This window comes from Megasphaera sp., assembly GCF_047831605.1.
Classification (GTDB): Bacteria; Bacillota; Negativicutes; order Veillonellales; family Megasphaeraceae; genus Megasphaera; species Megasphaera intestinihominis.
Genome location: NZ_CP181255.1, coordinates 2050996 through 2072997, shown reverse-complemented (window position 1 = coordinate 2072997; position 22002 = coordinate 2050996). Strand labels below are relative to the sequence as shown.

The following is a 22002-nucleotide window of genomic DNA, read 5'->3' as shown; positions in this document are numbered from 1 at the left end:
TTATTTTCCTCCAATCAAGGGCTGCTGCAAAATGGGCAGGGCCAAATCTTCTTCTAAAGAAGCCAGGACGCCGGGAAGGGCATCGGCTGTTTCCATGGGCGTAAAGCCATAGGGGCCGCGGGCTTTGCGGCAGGCATCGCCGGCTGATCCGTGGAGATAGACGCCGGCACAGGCGGCACTGCACAAATCGCTCATGCCCTGATGGGCCGTCATGGCGGCGATCATGCCGGTCAGGACGTCCCCCATGCCGCCGCAGGCCATACCGGGATTGCCCGTGGAGTTGATGTAGACGTTCCCCGTCCGGGCCGAAACGATGAGCGTCGGCGCCCCTTTGAGGACGAGGTTGACTTTCCATTCCGAGGCAAAATGACGGGCTGCCGCGATGGGGTCCGCTTTGATTTCCGTCATGGACAGGCCGCTGAGGCGAGAAAATTCGGCCAAGTGCGGCGTCATGATAATCCGGCTGCCCCGCGAAGCGATGAGGGCCTTTTCTCCGGCCAGCAGGTTGAGGGCATCGGCATCGAGGACGACAGGGCAATCCACAGCGGCCAGGACTTTCAGGAGAAATTCTTTCGTCCCGGCGTCGCGGCCCATGCCGGGGCCCATGGCCAGGACGGACCAGGTCTTGCTTTCAGCAATGATTTCATCGGCATCAGCAGCGGTGAAGTGGTCGCCAGTACCGACGCCGCGGACCATGATTTCCGGCTGGGCGCCGATGCAGTACGGCGCCGTCGCACCGGGCACGCGGAGGAAGACCTTGCCGGCCCCGCTGCGGACGGCTCCATGCGCGGCCATGAGGGCGGCTCCGGCCATTTGGCTGCTGCCGGTGACGATAGCGATGGTACCGTGAGTTCCTTTATGGCTGTCCGGGCTGCGGGGCACGACGATTTCAGCGATATCCGATTCCTGCAGCAAATAAGCCGGGTCTTCTTCGAGCTGCATGAGCAGCGGACCAGGCATGCCGATGGGGTCGACTTCAACGTGGCCGGCACAAGCCCGGCCGGGATAGAGGACCAGGCCCCGTTTGAGGGCACCAAAGGTGACGGTCATATCGGCAAAGAGCGGACCGTCTTCATCGTCGTCACCGTTGCTGACAGCCCCCGTATCGGAGTTGACGCCAGTCGGCATATCGACGGCGATGACCGTGACGGCACCGGCGGCGGCAGCGGCGTTGACTTCCGCTACGATAGAGGCAATGGGCTGGCGCAGGCTGCCGTGGAAGCCCGTCCCCAACATGGCGTCGATGACGACAGAAGAGGCGAGGAGCCGTTCTTGCAGGACCTGCCAGTCAGCTTCCGACTGCGGCGCCGGCAAGAGCAGGCACGTTTCATCGTCGGCCAGCTGCTGCAGCGTATGCAAGTGCTGACGCGCTTCATCGCTATAGTCGGCTTCTTCCCCGAGGACATAGACATAGGCCCTGGCCCCGGCGGCTAAGATATGGCGGGCAATGACGAAGCCGTCGCCGCCGTTATTGCCTTTGCCGCAAAAGAGGACGACATCCTTGCCATTCCAGCCTTCCAGCCAGGCACCGGCCCGTTCGGCAACGGCATGGCCGGCATTTTCCATGAGGACAGCCGGCGCAATGGCATATATGCCATGCATAGCTATCCGATCCATATTCCGCATCTGAGCGGCAGTAGTAACTTTTTGCATAGTAATTCTCTCCTATTTTTATTGAAAAGGGCGCGTGTAATGGGGCCTGACGGCCCCGCCATCTCAGGCCGCCATGGACTCAAATGCCGTGCCGCTGCGCGGCGTCAAACTCAAAGGGACGACATCGCCTCGGGAAACCATTGGCTCGTAAAATTGCCCCATCCGGGGCCACCGTAGGGGCCGGCCTGTAAAGGCGGCCCGCTACGCGCTGAGGGCTTCCCGAAGCGTCGTTCTCAGTTTGAGTCTGTCGCGGCAACGCCGCATCTGAGTCCGAGGAAAGGCCGTGGCTCGTGGTTCTTGGTTCGTAAAATCCCGCCATTAGACAAGAATGGGCTGTGGTTAAACCTCACAGCGGCACTATCTGACAGCCAATCAACCTCTCAGTCAGCTTCGCTGACAGCTCCCCTATCAGGGGAGCCATGGCGGACTGCCATCTGCGGCCTGCGGACTGCGTTTTTTTTACCCTAACACGGTGAAGGCGATGGCGTAATCGCCGTCGTGGGCGATGGACAGGGACGGCAGCTGGCCATCCTGGCCCACGGCCTGGGCGTAATAGCCATGGAGCTGATAATACGGGGCTCCCAACGAGTCATGGCAGACTTCGACGTCCGTCCATTTTCCCTGGCGGAAACCGGTCCCCAAGGCCTTGAACAAAGCCTCTTTGGCAGCAAAGATGCCGGCCAGCGATTCGGCCCGCCAGGTACCATCGTTCCGCTGGCAATAAGCCAGTTCCTGTTCCGTAAAAAAGCGGCCCAAGGAACGGCCGTGACGGGCGGCCATGTCCGCTATACGGCTGATTTGTACGATATCGGTTCCGCAATGCATCGCGTTTCCCCTCCTTTTTGGTCTGACGGCCCCTACGCATGCCTCTCAACCTCTCAGTCAGCTTTGCTGACAGCTCCCCTATCAGGGGAGCCATTGCGGCCTGCCATCTGCGGCCTGCGAACGGCGTTTCCCCTCCTTCACCACAAAAAGGAGGCTGCCGCATTGGCGACAACCCCCTCTGTATTTCACTACCACTTCTGCATTCGGATACAAACGCCCAATCCTTCCAGGATGACCCGGAAAGTCATAAAGGATACGGTCATATCGTCATGAAGGCCGTGGGCTACTTTATAGGAAATGGTGACGGTCTGATGTTGATAGTCGTAACGGAAGCCGTGCAGATTGGTCTCAAAGGTGTATTTGGGAGCCGGAATGGCAAACTGCGGCGGCTTTTCTACTTCCAGGCCATGGGTCAGGCGTTCGAGGATGACCCGTTTGGGCAGTTCAGACTGCAACATCTCTTCTGTAAAGCTATCCAATACAGACATGTATCCCCCTCAGTCTTCGTCGAAGAAGTGCGCGTGGATAGCTTTGACGGCTTTGTCGATGACATCTTCTGCAATCAGGCAGGTGATGCTGATTTCCGAAGTGGAAATGATTTCGATATTGATGCCGTTATCGCCAAGGACACCGAACATGCCGGCAGCGATGCCCGGATGACCAGCCATGCCAGCACCAACGACAGAAACTTTAGCCATCTTATCATCGATGAGGATATCTTCGACAGGCATTTCCTTGCGCAGATTGGCAAAGACAGCTTTGGCCTGTTCCAGGTCCGTACGGGCAATGGTAAAGGTAATATCCGTTACGCCTTCGTTGGCAATGCGGACACTCTGGACGATCATGTCGACGTCGACGTGTTTTTCTGCCAATTCAGCGAAAACGCGATAAGCGAAGCCCGGTTTATTGGGAATCCCTAAAACGGTGATTTTTGCAACATTTTTATCCGAAGCGACGCCGCGGATGAGATACTGTTTGACTTCCATAGAGCAATCCTCCTGTATCATAGTTCCTTCATCTTCAGAAAAAGTCGAGCGTACATGGATGGGGACGCCGAAGCGGCTGCCCATTTCGACGGCACGGGGCTGCATGACACCGGCGCCGAGTTTCGCCATTTCCAGCATTTCGCCGTATGTAATCTGTTCGATTTTCCTTGCATTGGGAACGACACGGGGATCGGACGTGTATACGCCGTCAACGTCGGTATAGATTTCACAAACATCAGCATGGATGGCACCGGCAATGGCAACGGCTGTCGTATCGGAACCGCCGCGGCCCAGCGTCGTGATATCGCCATGGCCCGTAATGCCCTGGAAACCAGCGACGACGACGATATTGCCCTGATCCAGCGCTTTCATGATGCGGCCCGGTTTCAATGCCAGGATACGGCCTTTGTTAAAGGAATCGCTGGTCTTGATGCCGGCCTGAGCACCGGTAAAGGAAATAGCCTTCTGGCCGGCTTCCTGGAAAGCCATAGCCATGAGGGCGATGGAGACCTGTTCGCCCGTCGTCAGGAGCATATCCATTTCACGGCCGTAAGTCTTAGAGGTAATCTGCTTTGCTAATGTCACTAAATCGTCGGTAGTATCCCCCATTGCCGAAACAACGATGACGATTTTGTCTTCAGGCTTTTTGCCTTTTAAGACTCGTTGTACAATAGCCCGCATTTTGTCCGGTGTCGCAACGGAGCTGCCGCCGAACTTCTTAACGATTAATGCCAACTTAAATCCCTCGCTTTTGTTTGTTTAAGTATTCATTATCATGGTAATTCATTATTATGGTTTATTACCATCTGAAACCACTTATTGAAATGATATCATGGACAAGGGGAAATGTAAAGGGCTTGTAGGGCCTTAAAGGCCCGCAGGCCGCAGTTCGCCGGTCGCAGGCCGCCGTCCGTTCATCGTAGGTCGTTCTTCGTTCATCGTGATGAAATGGCCGTTTTCAAACATAAAAAAAGGACTGTCCACGATGGCCTATGCCTTCGTGTAACAGTCCTTTTAGATTCACAAGGTGATGAGTAATCAGTAAGCCGAGTTTTGTTCTGCTTGCGCAGCAGCAATCATCTATCTAGACATACCGTTGCCGGCATGTTCAAGCGACACAACCCGGAAGATCAGCGGGCCGCTTCATCCCTCCCCTATTCGGTCTTGCTCCAGATGGGGTTTACCTAGCCGATGCATTACTGCACCGCTGGTGCGCTCTTACCGCACCGTTCCACCCTTACCACTTGCGTGGCGGTACACATTTCTGTGGCACTATCCCTAAAGTCACCTTCGCCGGCCGTTAGCCGGCATCTTGCCCTACGGAGCTCGGACTTTCCTCTAATGCAAAAGCACTAGCGATTGCTTTTCATACTCATCATTCGTATAGGATACCATATTTGATGATGAGAGTCAAGGGCCTGACGGGCCCGCAGGCCGATTCCGTTCATCGAATCAGGGGCCTGATGGCCCCGCAGGTCGCAGGCCGCCGTGAATCTCGGGCACAGCCGGCATTTATGACAGGTGATACATGGTCGTAATACAATCATGAGTCTGTCGCGGCAGAACTGCCGCATCTAAATCCGAGGAAAGAGCCGTGGCTCGTTGTTCGTGGCTCGTGGCTCGTAAAACCCCGCCATTGGACAAGAATGGGCTGTGGTTGAACCTCACAGCGGCACTATCTGACAGGAAATCAACCTCTCAGTCAGCTTCGCTGACAGCTCCCCTATCAGGGGAGCCATTGCGGACGGCGGTCTGCGAACTGCGACCGGCGCTATAAGCTCTATTCGCTTATAGCTAACGCAAGGTCCGGCGGATTTTTTCTACGGCGCCTTTGATGTCTTTTTGGCCTACGATGGCGGAAATCATGGCAAAGGAACGGAAACCTTCGTCGTAGAGGCTGCGGATGTTAGCCAGGCTGATGCCGCCGATGGTGACGACGGGCAGGTCGAATTTAAGGGCATATTCCTTGGCTTCAGGCGTTACGACTTCGTCGGCGTCTTTCTTGGACTGTGTCGGGAACATGGGACCAAAACCGACGTAATCGGCACCGTCAGCCAGGGCCTGTTTCATTTCATCGACGGTATTGGTCGATACACCGATGAAGACGTCCGGGCCGGCGAGCTGACGGACGATCTGGGCCGGTGCATCATCCTGGCCGACGTGGATGCCGTCGGCGCCGCAGGCGATGGCCAGGTCTGTCGAGTCGTTCATGATAAAGGTCACGTCGTGGTCGTGGCAGAGCTGGGCAATGGCTTTGGCTTCTTCGTACTTGGCGCGCCATTTCTTATGTTTTTCGCGGTACTGGATAATCGTGACGCCAGCCGCGATCAATTCCTTGGCGACGTCCATATTGCTACGGCCCAGGCAGAGTTCCTCGTTGCCCATAATGGCATATACCGGGTCTTCTAATAAATGTCTTACATGTTCTTCTTTAGTCATGATACGTTTCCTTTCTATGGGAATTAATGGGGCCTGACGGCCCCGCAGTTCGCTGGTCGCCTTGGAAGGCCGTGGCTCGTGGCTCGTGGCTCGTAAAAACCCGCCATTGGACAAGAATGGGCTGTGGTTGAATTTCACAGCGGCACTATCTGACAGGAAATCAACCTCTCAGTCAGCTTCGCTGACAGCTCCCCTATCAGGGGAGCCATTGCGGCCTGCGACCTGCGAACGGCGCGCCATAAGGCGCTTTACATATAATGCAGCATGTCCTTACTGGTCGGGTCAGTTTCGCAGGTGATGTGCCATTGCTGTTCTTCGGCAGCTTGTTCCAGGCGTCGGCAGAGGTCGGCGACGACAGGCGATTCGGTGCCGAAGTGGCCGCCGTCGGCGACGACGATGCCCTGTCGGATGGCTTCCTGGGCGTCGTGGTATTTGACATCACCTGTGAGGTAAAGCTGGGCACCGGCGTCTTTCGCCAGTTTGATGAAGCCAGCTCCGCCACCTCCGAGAAGGGCGACGCGGCGGACGATGACGTCCGTATCGCCGGCATAGGACAAGGCATCGCGATGAAGGAGGCCTTTGATTTTCTTCAAGACGTCCATAGCCGGTTCCGGTGTCGGCCAGGTCCCGACGCGGCCCATCATGAAGGGATGACCGGCATTTTTCAGCGGATACAGGTCATACGCCGGTTCTTCATAGGGATGAGCGGCCAGCATGGCCTGTACGGTCTGACGGAGCTTGCTTTCGGGGACTATGGTTTCGACCCGTTCTTCTGCCGTTTTTTCGACTTGCCCGATTTCACCGATAAAGGGATGCGTCCCTTCATGGGCTTTGAAACGGCCTTCGCCTTTGGCCGTAAAGGAACAGTCGCTGTAGTTGCCGATATAGCCGGCACCGGCGTCGGCCAAGGCCTGGCGGACGGCGTCACCATGGCTTTCCGGGACGTAGACGGCGATTTTATAGAGTTTATCTTCGGCGACGGGGACGAGGCCCTTCAAATCCGTCAAGCCCAGGAGGCGGGCCAGGACGTCGTTGACGCCGCCGTCGGCACTATCCAGGTTGGTATGGGCGCTGTAGACGGAAATGTGGTGGGCCAGGAGTTTTTGGTACATGCGGCCGCTGTATGTGTCGGTCCGCAGGGATTTCAAGCCATCGAAAATGACCGGGTGATGGCTGACGATCATCTGGATGCCGTGTTCGATGGCATAATCGACGGTCCCCATCATGACGTCCAGGGTGACCATGAGTTTATCGACCGGTTCGTCAGGGCTGCCGATGAGCAGGCCCGGATTATCCCACGATTCTTTGAGCGACAACGGCGCCCAAGCTTTCAATACTTTGACGATTTCACCTACTGTAGTTGCCATTTCAATTCCCTCCAGAAGCGCAATTCGCTTTCTATTTTTTCCATCCGTTCGTGCACATCTTTGCGGCTCTTCTTCAGGCCTTCCAGGATGTGCCCTTTTGTTTCCATGAGAATGTCTATCTTGCGGCTGAGCAGCGGGTCGCGGCGCTGCCAGTTCACGGGGCCGATGTCATAGATCCAGTCCGGCAGGGCCCCGGCCTGTCCCGGCACGGCCCGCATCAGTTCGTAAAGGCGGCCGTCGTCGATGACCAGCCGTTCGTCTTCGATGTGCCAGCCATGCTCATACAGGTAGCGGCGCAAGGCACCGGCATCGCTCTGGGGCTGCAAGACGACAAATTTCAAAGACTGCCAGACCGCATAGGAAGTCTGGAGTATCCGCACCATCAGCGGGCCGCCCATGCCACAGATGACAGCGCCATCGACTTCCCCTGCTTTGACGCAGGTCAGGCCGTCACCCAGGCGGCATTCGATGCGGTCGGTCAAGCCGGCACCGCGGACGTGGGCCACGGCCGCTGCCAGCGGTCCCGGGACGATATCGGCGGCAATGGCCGACGGACAGTGGCCGCTCTCACAGACGGAGACCGGGATATAGGCGTGGTCGGTCCCGATGTCGGCAATGACGGCCCCCTGTGGAATGAGGGATACAGCCGCAGCCAGGCGGTCCGTTAATTTCATGATATAAACACTTCCTTTATAAACAGAATCTAATTGCACTCCCTATTATAACAGACGGGACGAGAATTGAAAGGGGCTAGTGGTTCGTAGCTAGGGGTTAGGGGTTAGCGGTTAGGGGTTAGCGGTTAGAGTCGTAGGTTGTTCATCGTTCGTCGAAAAAAGGGGCTGTCGCATGTGCGACAGCCCCTTTTAAGTGGTTCGTAGCTAGCGAATGGTTTTAAATTTAAAACCATCTTTTCCAAACTACAAACTCCGTACTACAAACTTTAAAGAGCAACCTCTCAGTCAGCTTCGCTGACAGCTCTCCTATAAGGAGAGCCATGAACCACTAGCCACTATTATTCCCACTCACTTCGTCAAGGCGATGATGGTGGCGACGGCGGCTACGCCGATGGCGATGTTGGCCTTACGGTTGGCTTTATCGACTTTTTTCTGGGATTCTGATTTGTGGTCCTTTTCCCATTGTTTCCGGTCTTTTTCCCAACGTTTCCGGCTCTTTTCCCAATCGCCGTCGTGATGGCGGTAGTCGCGGTCATCGCGCTGTTCCCAGCGGTGGGAATGGCTATGCGGTTCGGCAGCCTGTGCCGTCAGGGCGGCGCCGCTGAAGGTCATGAAGGTGACGACCAGAACCAGCATCATGCGTACTATATAGTTGAATTTCTTCATCGTTATCACTCTCCCTTTCAAGGTTGACTATAGTATACGCACGGGCTGTTACAATTCAGTCACAAGGCCTTTCCAGGAGACTTACAAATCCGATGCTTTTTGGTAAATGACCCAGACGCCCTTCTGAGCGCGCCACTGCCATGTCCCTGGGACGTCCTGCAGGAAACGGGCTTCATCGCGGTCGCGGACGACGGCTAGGACTTTGCCCTGGTCCGGCAGGTCTTCGATGGCCATGAAGGGCATGACGTTCTTGGCGTTCCAGCTGATGCCGCCGGGCAGCATCCTGGCGATGTTGTCCCGTTCCGCCAGGCGGTACGCCGTATGGCCGGAATAGTATGTCAAGGATACGGGATAGCGGCCACCATAGGTGACGACGGCCGTTTCATTATCGGCCAGGCCGCTGACGACCTGGGCGGCATCATAAGCCGAAGCCTGCTGGCACTGAGGCACGATGACCGTACACGTAGCGGCTACGTAAATGGCCAGGACGATGCCGGCCATGTTGAGGACCAGGCGGTCATATTTCTTCAAATACGACGCAAAGCCGATGGCCAGGGGAATCATATACGGGAAGGTATAGGTCATGTATTTCGTCGCCATGAGCTGATAGGTCACGAAAATCGTAGCCGCCCAGACGATGAGGAACTGGGTCTTCATGGACAAGGCAGGCAGGCGCAGTCGTTTTTCCCGCCAGGCCGCCGCGATTTTCCGGGTCAGGCCATAGTCGCGCCAGGCCAGGGGCAGAGTGAAGACCCAGGGGATGAAGCCGGCCAGGAAGATGGCGCTGTAATAATACCAGACATTGAACTGAGGATGTTCGGAAACGGTAGCCCGCAGGACGTTATGGACGCCGATGAACTGACTGACGAAGTCGCTGCCATGCATGGCGTACATCGGACCATACCAGATGAGGGTGATGGCCAGGAACAGGATCAGGCCGGAAAAGAGCTTGATGTGCAGCAGGGCCTTGAGATCCCGGCGCCATACGAGGAAAAGCAGGATGATCAGCCCGGGCTGGAAGAAGCCGATAGGCCCTTTGGTCAGGACGGCCAGGCCGGCAAAGGCGTAGGCCAGGTAATACCAGCGCGGCTTGCCTTCGCTGTAGGCGATGTAAAAGGCCATGAGGCAGGCCGAATAAAAGACGAAGAGGGTCATATCCGTAATGATGGCCTTGGAGAGGTAAAAATATTCTACCGTCGTCAGCAAGATGAGGCCGGTCAGGAATCCCGTCTTCTTATCGTAGAGGCGGGCCGTGAAGCCATAGGCCAGGAGGATGCCGGCCATACCGAATAGGGCCGGGAAAAAGCGGGCCGAGAAATTACTGATGCCGAAGAGCTTGAAGGCGGCAATGAGTTCCCAATAGAAGAAAATCGGTTTATCGTACCAGTAATTGCCGAAGATGCGCGGTGAGAAGTAGTCGCCAGAAGCGAGCATTTCCTTAGCCGTCAGAACATAGTTCGATTCGACAGGGTCCGTGACGACCAGCAGGTGGTTGGCCACAAAACAGAGGATGGCTGCCAGGACCAGGAGGATGGCAGCCGGCGAAGCCATGATTTTCTGCCACAGGCGCTGCCATACCGACAGGGCCACGTCTTCCTGTTTTGCACGAAATTCATACATAATAAAAACTCCCCTTCCTATTCGTTACCGTTTTGATGGTATCAGTATAGGAAGGGAAGTTAAATAAAAGATAAACAGAGCGATAACAAAACGAGAAAGGACCGTAAAAAATTCCGTCAGGCTAACCCCGGAAGCGGTAGCCGGCGCCCCAGACCGTTTCGATGTAGCGGGGGTTGGCCGTATCCTCTTCGATTTTTTCGCGGATGCGGTTGACGTGGACCGACACGGTCGCCGTTTCCCCCAGGGCTTCGCTGCCCCAGACGCGGTCGAAGAGGGTCTCCTTGCTGAAGACGATGCCCGGATTCTTGGCAAAGAACAAGAGGAGCTCGAATTCCTTATTGGGCAGGGTCACTTCTTTCCCCTTGACGAAGACGCGGTGGCCGCTCTCATCGATTTCCAAGTCGCCGTAGTGCAGGACGTCGCGATGGACTTCGCGGGACGTGAGCTGTTCATACCGGGCCAGGTGACCTTTGACGCGGGCTACGAGCTCATTGGGACTGAAGGGCTTGACGATGTAGTCATCGGCGCCCAGGCCGAGGCCGCGGATCTTGTCGATGTCTTCCTGCCGGGCCGATACCATGAGGATCGGGATGTCCTTGGTTTCGCGGATAGTCCGGCAAATCTGGAAGCCATCGCGGCCGGGCAGCATGATGTCCAGCAGGATGAGGTCATAGGCGTCTTCCAGGGCTTTCTTTTCCCCTGTCTTGCCATCGACCGCGATGTCGGCACTGAAGCCATTGGCTTCCAAGTAGTCCCTTTCCAATTCGGCAATGCCCTGGTCGTCTTCAATAATCAAGATACGTTTCATGTATGTGATTCCCCTTTCGGTAACGAAATGCAAATGGTCAATCCCTTAGGCACTGTCGCCTGGGCCCAGATTTTTCCCTTCATGGCATGGACAATCTGCTGGACCACGGCCAGGCCCAAGCCGCTTCCCTTGGCCACATTGGTCCGGGCCTTGTCGGTGCGGTAGAAACTTTCAAAGAGCTTCGGCAGTTCCTTCTCTTCGACGCCGCAGCCGTCATCGGCAAAAGAAAGGAGGTATGCCCCTTCCCCGCCATCGGTCAGGATAATGGCCAGATGGCCGACGGCCTGGTCTTTATATTTCAAGCTGTTGCCCAGGATATTTTCAATGACCCGCTGGAACTGCTGACGGTCCATAGAAATGACGGCCTTGTCCAGGGAGGACTGGAAGGTCACGTCCAGCCCTTGCTGGTGGAAATGGTCCGTCTGTTCGCCAATATAATCCTTTAAATAGGCCGCCACGTCGACGTCTTCCCAATGGAAGGGCACCTGCCCCAGGTCGAGCTTGGAAAAGAGGAAGAGCGTCCGGACCAGGCCGGCCATGTGGCGCGACGTATCGACGATCATGTCCAGGTAGTGCCGTTCTTTTTCCGGCGTATTGGCGATGCCGTCGAGGATGCCGCTGGCATAGCCTTCGATTTTCGTCAAAGGCGTCGACAAATCATGGGAAATGCCGGCCAGGAGTTCCTTGCGGTTCTTGTCGTATTTTTCCCGCGTATCCCGGGCAGCCCGCAGCTGGAGGCGCATCTTTTCAAAAGCCTGGCAGGTATCGCCGATTTCGTCACGCGACAAAATCGGGACGGGATGGTCCAAATCGCCCTGGCTGATGGCATCGGCCATATTGCGCAGCCTTTCGACGGGACCGACGATCTGGCCGGCCATCCAGCGCGACAGTTTCAGGCCGACGAGGATGGTCAGCAAGATAGTCAGGATAGCCAGGACGTAAAAGGCGACCTTCAAGATGTCCTTCGATGACAAGTCGATGTACTCGTTTTCGGAATAACTCGGCACGGCACCGGCGACGGCCAAATGGATGTCCGTATGAGGCGAGACGTAGTAAAAGCGCAGGCCTTCGCCAGTCCAGGTAAAGTCGGCATGGCCCTGACGATGACCGGCCATGACTTGCTGGCGCAGGTACACCTTGTCGATGCCATCCGTATCGTAGAGGTCTTCCTTATCGCGCCAAATGGATACATTGAGGCCCTGGTCCTCCAAATGATCGGCGGCCTGGAGGAGACGGTCCATGTTGCCATTATACTGATCGGCCCGGACACGGAGGCGGCTCAGCTCGAACTGGATGGACATGTTCTGACCGCTCTCAGGCCAGATAAAGGAAATGATACTGGCCCGGTTGATGTTGCCGAATTGCAGGGCCAAAAAGATGGCGATGCTGACGACGACCGTAAACAGGACGGGAATGAAAATCATGATAAAGTTGGAAAAAAGGAGGCGCTTGCGCAGCCGCCAGTCCCGGAGTTGCATAGTCCTCACCTGGTTTCTCTAAATTTTCTTCTAGTATACATATATACATACTAAGGGTGAACGTACTCCCGCCTATAGAGGCGGGAGCTTCCTGCTTCAACGAGAACAGCGCCACGGACTCCAAAGAGTTGCGGCGGCTTACACTCTCTCCACAGGCGTAGATTCCCGTGCGACCCACGGTATTTTATGGATTACGTCAGGCTGATATCCGCCTGGCTTCTTCTCGAATATTTATGGCTGCGTTTTTATCTCGGTTATGATGACTGCCACATTTAGGGCAATCCCATTCCCTTACAGACAAGTCCTTGGTTTCGTGGTTCTGATATCCGCAAACATGGCACAGTTGGCTGCTTGGATACCACTTGTCTATCTTGATAAGCTGTTTGCCTTGCCAAGCCAACTTATATTCCAGCATGTTCGTGAACAGATTCCAGCCATTGTCAGCTACGGATTTGCCAAAACTGAACTTGCCACCCTTTTTCCGCTTTGCCATCGCTTTGACGCTAATATCCTCAATGCCAATGACATCATAGCGGTCTGCAAGGTAGCGAGCCTTCTTATGCAGGAAATCCTGCCGTTGATTGGCCACTTTCTCATGGAGAATAGCTACACGCAGCCTTTGTTTTTCTCTGTTATGACTTTCTTTCTGCTTTTGGGATAGCTTCCGCTGTGCCTTAGCCAATCTCTTCTCTGCCTTTCGCAGGAAATCGGGATACTTAGCCTCATCCTCATCGGAAGCCACATACAAGCCGTGCATCGCAAAATCCAGGCCCAGGAAGGTCTTCGGTATGACAGGGAGTATTTGGTTTTCATACTCCACCAGCATACTGATATAGTACTTTCCGGATGGCGTCTTGCTGATGGTCACGGTCTTTATGATACTGTTCTCCGGCAAGGGACGATGCTGGCATAGTTTCACCCAGCCGACTTTCGGCAGTTTCACCTTATGGCCCTCGATTCGGACAGAGCCTTTCTGGTTGTTCGTAGAATACGAAGCACGACAATTTTTCTTTGACTTGAAGCGCGGCTTGCCGAAATGCTGGCTGTCATTCCAAAAGTGGCTGTAGGCCTTATTCAGGTTCATTTGGGCATTGGCAAGGGCTAAACTATCTACTTCCTTTAACCAAGGGAATTCTTCCTTGTACTGCGCAGGCGTGTTATTCAGCTTTTGGCCGGTTTCCTTATAATAGTCAATGCGGTCACTCAGCATCTTGTTGTAGATGAATCGGACACAGCCGAAGGTCTTGGCAAACATCATTTTCTGTTCCCTTGTCGGGTAGAGCCTGTAACGGTATGCCTTATTCACTATCATCACCTGCCTTGACTTTCCAAATCCTTTCACTCTTACTACTGATTATACTGCAAATCAACTTGTGAAGCCATTGTTTTTCTGATGGCATCGAGCCCTCAGAAAAACCTGCAATTCATCTCACCGCCTAAAGAGGCGGGAGACTTCTTGCAGAATCAGGTTAAACAAAAATATAACAAAAAGCAAATTTTCTGGTGAATCTTTTGCCCTCTTTAAAAAAGTCTGTTATAATAGGGTACAAATCTAGTATAGTTTTGGATTAAATAAGAGGTGTTTATGAAATGACTCAAATCACAAAAGAAACAAAGGAAGAAATCAGCCGCCGCTTCCCGCAGTTCGTCGAAGCGACGCAGGCTTTTTACGCTAAGGAACTGCCGCCGGCCAAATATAAGGGGACGTCGGGCAAGTTCGGCTGCTATGGCGAACGGGGGGCCCATAGCACCATGCTGCGCCTGCGCTTTTCCGGCGGTGCCATCGAACCGGCACGCATCGCTTTCCTGAAGGACGTCCTCGACCGCTACGACATCGACCTCGTCCACTTCACGACAGGCGAGGCCCTGCAGCTCCATCATTTGGGCGAAAAAGAAGTCCTCGCCCTCTATCAGGAATGTTTCGACCACGGCGTCTACTGCGTCGGCGCCGGCAGCGACAATCCGCGTAACATCACGGCCAGCCCGCTCCATGGCGTCGCTCCGGGCGAATACTTCGACATGACGCCGTACATCAAGGCAGCAGCCAACTTCGTCATCAACTGCATTCCCAAATTCAACTTGCCGCGTAAATATAAAATCAGCTTCTCCAGCGGCCTGGACAACGAAGGCCATGCGACCTTCAAGGACCTGGGCTTCGTGGCCCGGCCGGACCACAAATTCGACGTCTATGCCGGCGGCGGCTTCGGACTCAACGGCTCGCGCTTCGGCATCCTCATCGACGAAGGCGTCGATCCGCAGGATATTTCCTATTACATCCTGGGCTATGGCCGGGACGTCTACATGAAATACGGCGACTATGAACACCGCGGCCAGAACCGTTCGCGTTTCATCCTCACCAAGCTCGGCGACGATGCCTTCCGCCAGGCCGTCCGCGATGCCGTAGCGAAAGCCAAGGCCGAAGGCGATTACCGCCTGACCATTGAAGAAGAAACGCCCCTGGCCAAGAGCGGTGCCGACGACAGCATCCTCGAAGACGGCCGCATTGGCAAACAGAAACAGGAAGGTCTTTATTACGTCGAATACAAGCCTTTGGGCGGCACGCCGGAAGTAGCTGTCTTCCATGAACTGCTGAAGACGCTCCAGACCATGGAAGGCGCTGAAATCCGTCTCAACGCCGACGAAACGGCTTATATCATCAACCTCACAGCCGACGAAGCCCGCAAAATCGCAGCCCTTACGGCCGACGACACGGCGACGACGACTTTTGAACATTCCGTCAGCTGCATCGGCGCGACGGTCTGCCAGCAGGGCCTGCGCGATTCTCACGGCACCTTCGTCAAACTGGCCAAGATGTTCAAAGACCGCGGCATCGACAGCCACTTCCTGCCGAAATGCCATTTCTCGGGCTGTCCGTCGAACTGCACGGTCCAGCAGCTGGCTCCCCTGGGCCTGCGCGGTGCCAGCAAGAAAGTCGGCGACAAAATGGAACCGGCCTTCAACATCTACGCCGGCGGCAACTACGCCATCGGCAAAGGCGTCATGGGCGAACAGATCGGCGTCATCACCATCGAACACCTGCCGGACTTCTTCCTGGCCCTCAACCAGGCACTCCTCGATGCCAACCAGTCCTACGACGAATGGTATCCGCAGCATAAAGAAAGACTCATAGAATTAGTCAATCAGTTTGAATAGAAAAAAAGCGCTGTCCTCGCGGACGGCGCTTTTTCTGTAGAGGCGCCACGCGGGGCGCCCGCTTTGTAATATGTACGTTTTCCCAATCAGCTTGCTAAAAAAATGCTTCATACTCCTAACGAAGTCATATTGTTTTCTTTCTCTGTATTCATAGACTGTCCCCTTCCCTTTTTAACAGCCGTTGGCCTTCATGGTGTGCATGACCCAGAAATAGGAACCACCTGTAAATAGGCAGGCCAGGACCCAGCAAATAGGGCTGGCACAGCAGATGCCGAAGTAGCCCCACATGGCGGCCAGAACCAGGGCCGATACGCTGCGGCCGCCCAGTTCCAGGATGCTGCTGATGAGGGGCACGCTGGAAATGCCCATGCCCTGCAATGCGTTGCGGTAGACGAAGATCTGGCCCAGGAAGAGATAGAACGGGACGGACATCTTCAGATAGAGGAAAGCCTGTTCCATGAGGACTTCGTCGTGGTCCGTCGTGAAGACGCTGACGAGTTCCCGGCCATAGCTGTACATGGCCACGGCTGCGGCCAGGCAGAATACCAGGGACACGAGGGAGCACTGACGGACGCCCTGGCGGATGCGGCCATACTGGCTGGCGCCGTAGTTCTGTGCCGAATAGACAGCCATGGCGATGCCGAAGGAAATCATGGGCTGCAAGGCCAGCTGTTCGATTTTCGTCGCCGATACGAAGCCGGCAATCGTTTCAGGGCCAAAGGTATTGCAGACCGACTGCAGGACCAGGATGCCCATGGAAATGATAAGGAACTGGACGGCCATGGGCAGGCCCAGGCGCAAATGCTGCCAGGCAAAGGGCCAGTCAAAGTTCCAGTCGGCTCGGGTCAGGCGCAGCATGGGAAAGCGGCGGCGCATGAAACACAGGCAGAGCACGGCCGATACGGCCTGGGCGATGACCAGGGCGATGGCCGAGCCGGGGACGCCCCAGCCAAAGGCGACGATGAACAACAGGGCCAGGGCGATATTCAAGAGAGACGACACGATGAGGAAATAAAGTGGCGTCCGGCTGTCGCCGAGGGCCCGGCAGATGCAGGACAGGAGATTATAGCTCATCATGGCTACCAGGCCGAGGACGACGATGAGCATGTAATGATAGGCGTCGTCGTAGAGGACATCTGAAATGTTCATGAGCCGCATGATGAGCGGCATGGCCAGGCTCACGCAGGCCGTCAGCATCAGGGTGATGACCAGGGCCAGCATGGCAGACGTCGCCACAGACCGGCGCATGCCGTCCACGTCTTCGGCACCGAAGCGCTGACCCGTGATGACGGAAAAACCGGAAGACAAACCGATCGTCAGGCCGAAGACGGCCATGAAGACGGGTGCCACGGCGCCGACAGCGGCCAGGGCATTGACGCCGATAGTGCGGCCGACGATGATGATGTCGGCGATATTATAAAATTGCTGGAAAACATTGCCGATTAAAAGGGGCACCGTAAAAGCCAGGATGAGGCGGATGGGATTGCCCGAAGTCATACTGCGAACCATGGAATCGTCCTTTCTCTAATAACAAGGAGTGAAATAGTTTTATTATAGCATGATAGGGCACAAAAACAAGTTTTAATCATTTTTTAATCAAGGCCCCTGATTTTTTAATGTCCCTTTCATATTTCCAGGGTACAATAGGCGTAACACGCATCTTGTTTTAAACGTTTTGTTTTTTTCGGAGGTGTTGCCCATGTATCACAAACCGTTTTTCTCCCTTCCTGCATGGCGGGAACCCTTCTCTACCGTTCCCCGGTGCCAGCTCATCACCTTTTGTACGTATCAAAAGGAAGAAACACTGGGGAAAGTCCTGCGCTATCAGGGACAGCACATCTGGCGGCCGACCGCCTGGGGCATGGCGGCGACGCGGGCCCTCAAGGCCATGCAGCGGAACAACCAGATTGCCATCATCAAAGAGTTCACGGTCATGCCCAATCACATCCACTTGTTCATCTTCTACAAGAAATTCCACCCCCGCCTGCCGGAATGGTTCATCGAAAAGACCAGGGAATTCCTGCTCTATTACATCGAACCGCCCCGCGACTGGCCTGTCCCCATCTGGGAAGAGTCCGTAGATACGCAAATGGTCTATACCGATACGGCCCAATACGCCGTCGCCGAAAGTCTAAAAGAATACGCCCATCATTGGAAATACGACCCGCTGCATAAGCGGTGAGGGGGCAAAAAGAGGCTGCCGCATGCGCGACAGCCTCTTTTTTGTAGGGGCGTCCACGTGGGGCGCCCGCTCTGAAATATGTACGATTTCCCGACCAGTCTGCTAGAAGAATCACACAAATCCCTAACGGGTCGCCCACGTGGCGACCCCTACGAAACACGAACTATGTGAACGTACTCCCGCCTATAGAGGCGGGAGCTTCCTGCTTCAACGAGAACAGCGCCACGGACTCCAAAGAGTTGCGGCGGCTTACACTCTCTCCACAGGCGTAGATTCCCGTGCGCCCCACGGTATTTTATGGATTACGTCAGGCAGATATCCGCCTGGCTTCTTCTCGGATATTTATGGCAGCGTTCTTATCGCGGTTATGGTGACTGCCACATTTAGGGCAATCCCATTCCCTTACAGATAAGTCCTTGGTTTCGTGGTTCTGATATCCGCAAACATGGCACAGTTGGCTGCTTGGATACCACTTGTCTATCTTGATAAGCTTTTTGCCTTGCCAAGCCAATTTATATTCCAGCATGTTCGTGAACAGATTCCAGCCATTGTCAGCTACGGATTTGCCAAAGCTGAACTTGCCACCCTTTTTCCGCTTTGCCATCGCTTTGACGCTGATATCCTCAATGCCAATGACATCATAGCGGTCTGCGAGGTAGCGAGCCTTCTTATGCAGGAAATCCCGGCGTTGATTGGCCACTTTCTCATGGAGAATAGCTACACGCAGCCTTTGTTTTTCTCTGTTATGACTTTCTTTCTGCTTTTGGGATAGCTTCCGCTGTGCCTTAGCCAATCTCTTCTCTGCCTTTCGCAGGAAATCGGGATACTTAGCCTCATCCTCATCGGAAGCCACATACAAGCCGTGCATCGCAAAATCCAGGCCTAGGAAGGTCTTCGGTATGACAGGGAGTATTTGGTTTTCATACTCCACCAGCATACTGATATAGTACTTTCCGGATGGCGTCTTGCTGATGGTCACGGTCTTTATGATACTGTTCTCCGGCAAGGGACGATGCTGGCATAGTTTCACCCAGCCGACTTTCGGCAGTTTCACCTTATGGCCCTCGATTCGGACAGAGCCTTTCTGGTTGTTCGTGGAATACGAAGCACGACGATTCTTCTTGGACTTGAAGCGCGGCTTGCCGAAATGCTTGCTATCATTCCAAAAGTTATTATAGGCCTTATTCAGGTTCATTTGGGCATTGGCAAGGGCTAAACTATCCACTTCTTTCAGCCAAGGGAATTCTTCCTTGTACTGCGCAGGCGTGTTATGTAGCTTTTTGCCTGTTTCCTTGTAATAGTCAAGGCGGTCACTCAACATTTTATTATAGATGAATCGGACACAGCCGAAGGTCTTGGCAAACATCATTTTCTGTTCCGTTGTCGGATAGATCCTGTATCGGTATGCCTTATTCACTATCATCACCTGCCTTGACTTTCTATATACTTGCGAATTGTCTCTATAGGAGCGCCTCCGGTTGTCAGCAGACAATAGCTTCTTGACCAGAACATGTCCTTCCATAGCTTACACCTAACCTCGGGGAAGTATCTCTTTATGAGCCTTGAGCTGGCACTTTTATAAGCGTTGACAAATTTCGATATCTCTGTATTAGGATGGGCACGAAACATAATATGTACATGGTCTTGGTCGTGGTTCCATTCTTCCAAAGTGATATTATATGATGAACCTATGCGGACAAATATATCTTTTGCATATTGGCTCATTGGGTCAGAAAATACTTTGCGGCGGTACTTCACCACCAAAACAAGATGGTAATAGAGCAAGAACACTGAATGGTTGTTACTGTCTAATTTCATAGTATAATCAGTCCTTTCTCTCTTACTACTGATTATACTGCAAAACAAATTATGAAGCAATTGTCTTTCTGAGGGCATCAAGCCCTCAGAAAAACCTGCAATTCATCTCACCGCCTAAAGAGGCGGGAGACTTCTTGCAGAATCAGGTTAAAAGAGCAACCTCTCAGTCAGCTTTGCTGACAGCTCTCCTATCAAGAGAGCCAGGCGGGCCGCCCCTACGATCCGCGATCCGCGAGCCACGAACCACTAGCCACGAGCCACTAATAATTCCGGTGTCTTCATCTGGCGTTCGCTGCACTGGTTGACGTAGTTGTAGAGCAGGGCTTCCAGGAATTTCAGGTCGGCCATGCGCAGGTTCACGGTTTCTTGGGTTCCCCAGGGATAGTGGACCAGGGTCTTCCAGGTCTGGCGTACAGACGGCGTCAGAGGCAGTTCTTTCATGTTTTCCGGCCTTTCATCGTCGATGTAATAGACGGGCTGCCGGCAGTAGCCCTGGCCCTGACAGAAGACGCGGGCCGTGTCGATGTCCGGCAGGAAGCCTGTCAGGGCCATGAGCTGCCAGCCGGCGATGAGGGTGACGATGCGGATGTCCTTGAGTTCGATGGCCCGGCCGTAGAGGCGGACCAGATCGTACAGGACTTCATCGGCTCCGCCGCCGGCCATGAAGAGGACCATTTCGACGAAGATCTGCGAATAGATATAGCCGTCCCAAGTCAGCTCGCGGAGGCGCTGGTTGCTGCGGCAGTCGTATTCCGTCAGCGTGTAGACGCCGTCTTTTTCAAAGACGTCAAAGGTCATCTCGGCCAGAGGCGTCAAGGCGCCGTAGCCCATCTTGCCCTGAGTGCTGCGGCGGGCCAGGACGTGGAGGATGCCGGCCTGCCGGGTCAGGACCGTGACGACGAGCTGTTTGGCACTGGTCTTGCGGACGGTCAGGATGATGCCTTCATAGGACCGCGACGGCTTGCGGCCGTAATACCCGCTACGCCTCATGGTCCGCCTCGGCGTCTCCTTCCTCTCCGTCTCCCGCCCCTTCCCTTTCCGGAAGGGGTTCCGCTTTCAGACGGACAATGCGGAACCGCTGCATTTCCAGGACTGTAAAGCAGTAGGCGCCGATAGTGACTTCGTCGTGGACTTTCGGCGTATGGCCCAGGGCATTGAAGACGTAGCCGCCGATGGTATCGGTATCGACATCGTCTTCGACGGGGATGTGCAGCAGCTCTTCGACGTCGTCGAGAAGGACTGTCCCGGCAAATTCATAGGCGCCGTCAGGCAGGGGCTGGATTTCTTCTTTTTCCTGGGTGTGTTCGTTCTGGATCGTGCCGACCAGTTCTTCCAGGATGTCTTCCAGGCCGATGAGGCCGACGGTGCTGCCGTATTCATCAACGACCATGGCCAGGTAGGTCCGGCGCATGCGCATGAGCTGGAGGAGCTTCGATGCCGGCATGATTTCCGGGACCATGAGGATCGGCCGCTTGATGAGGTTCAAGTTGCTGCGCTTGTGGATATAGAGGTCCATGATGTCCTTGATGTGGACCAGGCCCAGGACGTGGTCCTTATCGTCTTCACAGAGGGGATAGCGCGTATGCCGCGACTGGCGGATGGTCTGCAAATGCTGGTTCATCGTATCTTCCGTATAGAGGCAGACGATGTCCTGGCGGGGCACCATGATTTCCTTGGCCAGGCGGTCGGCGAAATCGAAGACGTTGCCGATGAGTTCGCTTTCGACCTGGTCGATTTTCCCTTCCTTGTGGCTGGCCGTAACCAGCATGCGGATTTCATCTTCCGAATGGTCCATATCGATTTCATTGGTCACATCGAGGTTGCGGTCTGCCAGGATGGCCCGGCCCAGCCAGTTCCCGAAGAGGATGAAGGGCATGAAGGGCCGGCTCCAGGGCTGGATGAAGCGGCGCAGGGCCTTGAGGCTCTTTTCCGGGCGCTGGAGGCCGATGGACTTGGGGATGAGCTCGCCAAAGACCCAGAGGATGAAGCAGAGGACGATACCGGCGCAGATTTCGATGAGCCAGATGAGCCACGTATGGCCGATATACGGAGCCAGCAGGCCGTAGAGGCCATAGAGGCCGCAGAATCCGGCAGCGCCGGCGATGAGGCCGGACAAGGCCATGCCGAGCTGGGCCGTCCCCAGAAAGACGATGGGCTTGTCGTAGAGGGACAAGAGCGGTTTCAGCGACGTATCGCCGTCGCGGACGAGTTCTTCCAGGTATTCCCGGCGCAGCTGGGCAAAGGCGAATTTACCGGTGACGCAGATGGCGCTGACGGCCAAACAGATGAGAAAGACGAGCAGACATTGGACGATTGATTGTACTTCCATCATG

Annotated in this window: 19 protein-coding genes and 1 other RNA gene; 2 read left to right on the top strand and 18 right to left on the bottom strand. The window is 54.9% G+C overall.

Annotated features, from left to right (window positions below):
- The 13 genes from ACFWUB_RS09920 to ACFWUB_RS09860 form a co-directional block, all read right to left on the bottom strand.
- Positions 1-1653, bottom strand: coding sequence for an NAD(P)H-hydrate dehydratase (locus ACFWUB_RS09920; RefSeq protein WP_416183883.1), 1653 nt, complete (start codon positions 1651-1653; stop codon positions 1-3).
- A gap of 459 nt (positions 1654-2112) precedes the next feature.
- On the bottom strand, positions 2113-2478 hold the full coding sequence (gene acpS, locus ACFWUB_RS09915; RefSeq protein ID WP_020310913.1) for a holo-ACP synthase: 366 nt from the start codon (positions 2476-2478) through the stop codon (positions 2113-2115).
- A 188-nt stretch (positions 2479-2666) separates the two neighbouring features.
- Positions 2667-2966, bottom strand: a complete 300-nt coding sequence (locus ACFWUB_RS09910) for a hypothetical protein (protein WP_020723737.1) — start codon at positions 2964-2966, stop codon at positions 2667-2669.
- 9 nt (positions 2967-2975) lie between these two features.
- Positions 2976-4199, bottom strand: coding sequence for an aspartate kinase (locus ACFWUB_RS09905; protein ID WP_020310915.1), 1224 nt, complete (start codon positions 4197-4199; stop codon positions 2976-2978).
- A gap of 292 nt (positions 4200-4491) precedes the next feature.
- An RNA gene (gene rnpB / locus ACFWUB_RS09900) (RNase P RNA component class A) lies at positions 4492-4839 on the bottom strand.
- Between the two features lie 419 nt (positions 4840-5258).
- Positions 5259-5903: a thiamine phosphate synthase gene (gene thiE / locus ACFWUB_RS09895; protein WP_020310916.1), complete on the bottom strand. Its 645-nt coding sequence runs from the start codon at positions 5901-5903 to the stop codon at positions 5259-5261.
- Between the two features lie 248 nt (positions 5904-6151).
- Entirely contained in the window at positions 6152-7270 is a 1119-nt protein-coding gene (locus tag ACFWUB_RS09890; RefSeq protein WP_292298651.1) for a Nif3-like dinuclear metal center hexameric protein, read from the bottom strand.
- Complete coding sequence (locus ACFWUB_RS09885; RefSeq protein WP_302755290.1) at positions 7255-7944, bottom strand: tRNA (adenine(22)-N(1))-methyltransferase; 690 nt, start codon at positions 7942-7944, stop codon at positions 7255-7257. The genes ACFWUB_RS09890 and ACFWUB_RS09885 overlap by 16 nt, the downstream gene beginning before the upstream one ends.
- A gap of 348 nt (positions 7945-8292) precedes the next feature.
- The gene (locus ACFWUB_RS09880; RefSeq protein WP_416183882.1) at positions 8293-8610 is read right to left on the bottom strand and encodes a hypothetical protein; all 318 of its coding nucleotides are present in this window, start codon (positions 8608-8610) and stop codon (positions 8293-8295) included.
- 81 nt (positions 8611-8691) lie between these two features.
- Positions 8692-10230: an ArnT family glycosyltransferase gene (locus ACFWUB_RS09875; protein ID WP_416183881.1), complete on the bottom strand. Its 1539-nt coding sequence runs from the start codon at positions 10228-10230 to the stop codon at positions 8692-8694.
- Between the two features lie 121 nt (positions 10231-10351).
- Positions 10352-11038 carry a response regulator transcription factor gene (locus ACFWUB_RS09870; RefSeq protein ID WP_020310921.1) on the bottom strand — a complete coding sequence of 229 codons (687 nt, stop codon included), beginning with the start codon at positions 11036-11038 and terminating at the stop codon, positions 10352-10354.
- Positions 11035-12516: an ATP-binding protein gene (locus tag ACFWUB_RS09865; RefSeq protein ID WP_416183880.1), complete on the bottom strand. Its 1482-nt coding sequence runs from the start codon at positions 12514-12516 to the stop codon at positions 11035-11037. The genes ACFWUB_RS09870 and ACFWUB_RS09865 overlap by 4 nt, the downstream gene beginning before the upstream one ends.
- Before the next feature lie 196 nt (positions 12517-12712).
- Positions 12713-13774, bottom strand: a complete 1062-nt coding sequence (locus ACFWUB_RS09860; RefSeq protein WP_416183879.1) for an RNA-guided endonuclease TnpB family protein — start codon at positions 13772-13774, stop codon at positions 12713-12715.
- Positions 13775-14106: 332 nt separating this feature from the next.
- Here ACFWUB_RS09860 and ACFWUB_RS09855 point away from each other — a divergent pair, with 332 nt between their 5' ends.
- Positions 14107-15669: a nitrite/sulfite reductase gene (locus ACFWUB_RS09855; RefSeq protein WP_416183878.1), complete on the top strand. Its 1563-nt coding sequence runs from the start codon at positions 14107-14109 to the stop codon at positions 15667-15669.
- A gap of 171 nt (positions 15670-15840) precedes the next feature.
- Here the strand turns inward: ACFWUB_RS09855 and ACFWUB_RS09850 are convergent, their stop codons facing one another.
- Positions 15841-17178: an MATE family efflux transporter gene (locus tag ACFWUB_RS09850; protein WP_416183877.1), complete on the bottom strand. Its 1338-nt coding sequence runs from the start codon at positions 17176-17178 to the stop codon at positions 15841-15843.
- 190 nt (positions 17179-17368) lie between these two features.
- Between ACFWUB_RS09850 and ACFWUB_RS09845 the strand changes: the two genes are divergently transcribed.
- Positions 17369-17851 carry a hypothetical protein gene (locus ACFWUB_RS09845; RefSeq protein ID WP_020310925.1) on the top strand — a complete coding sequence of 161 codons (483 nt, stop codon included), beginning with the start codon at positions 17369-17371 and terminating at the stop codon, positions 17849-17851.
- Between the two features lie 307 nt (positions 17852-18158).
- On the opposite strand, the gene ACFWUB_RS09840 is transcribed toward ACFWUB_RS09845, so the two are convergent.
- The 4 genes from ACFWUB_RS09840 to ACFWUB_RS09825 form a co-directional block, all read right to left on the bottom strand.
- Positions 18159-19220, bottom strand: a complete 1062-nt coding sequence (locus ACFWUB_RS09840; protein WP_416183876.1) for an RNA-guided endonuclease TnpB family protein — start codon at positions 19218-19220, stop codon at positions 18159-18161.
- 53 nt (positions 19221-19273) lie between these two features.
- Positions 19274-19669 carry an IS200/IS605 family transposase gene (gene tnpA, locus ACFWUB_RS09835; protein ID WP_226886007.1) on the bottom strand — a complete coding sequence of 132 codons (396 nt, stop codon included), beginning with the start codon at positions 19667-19669 and terminating at the stop codon, positions 19274-19276.
- 246 nt (positions 19670-19915) lie between these two features.
- Positions 19916-20659, bottom strand: a complete 744-nt coding sequence (gene recO, locus ACFWUB_RS09830) for a DNA repair protein RecO (RefSeq protein ID WP_416183875.1) — start codon at positions 20657-20659, stop codon at positions 19916-19918.
- Positions 20649-21998, bottom strand: coding sequence for a hemolysin family protein (locus ACFWUB_RS09825; protein WP_416184402.1), 1350 nt, complete (start codon positions 21996-21998; stop codon positions 20649-20651). Before ACFWUB_RS09825 ends, recO begins: the two co-directional genes overlap by 11 nt.
- Between the last annotated feature and the right edge of the window lie 4 nt (positions 21999-22002).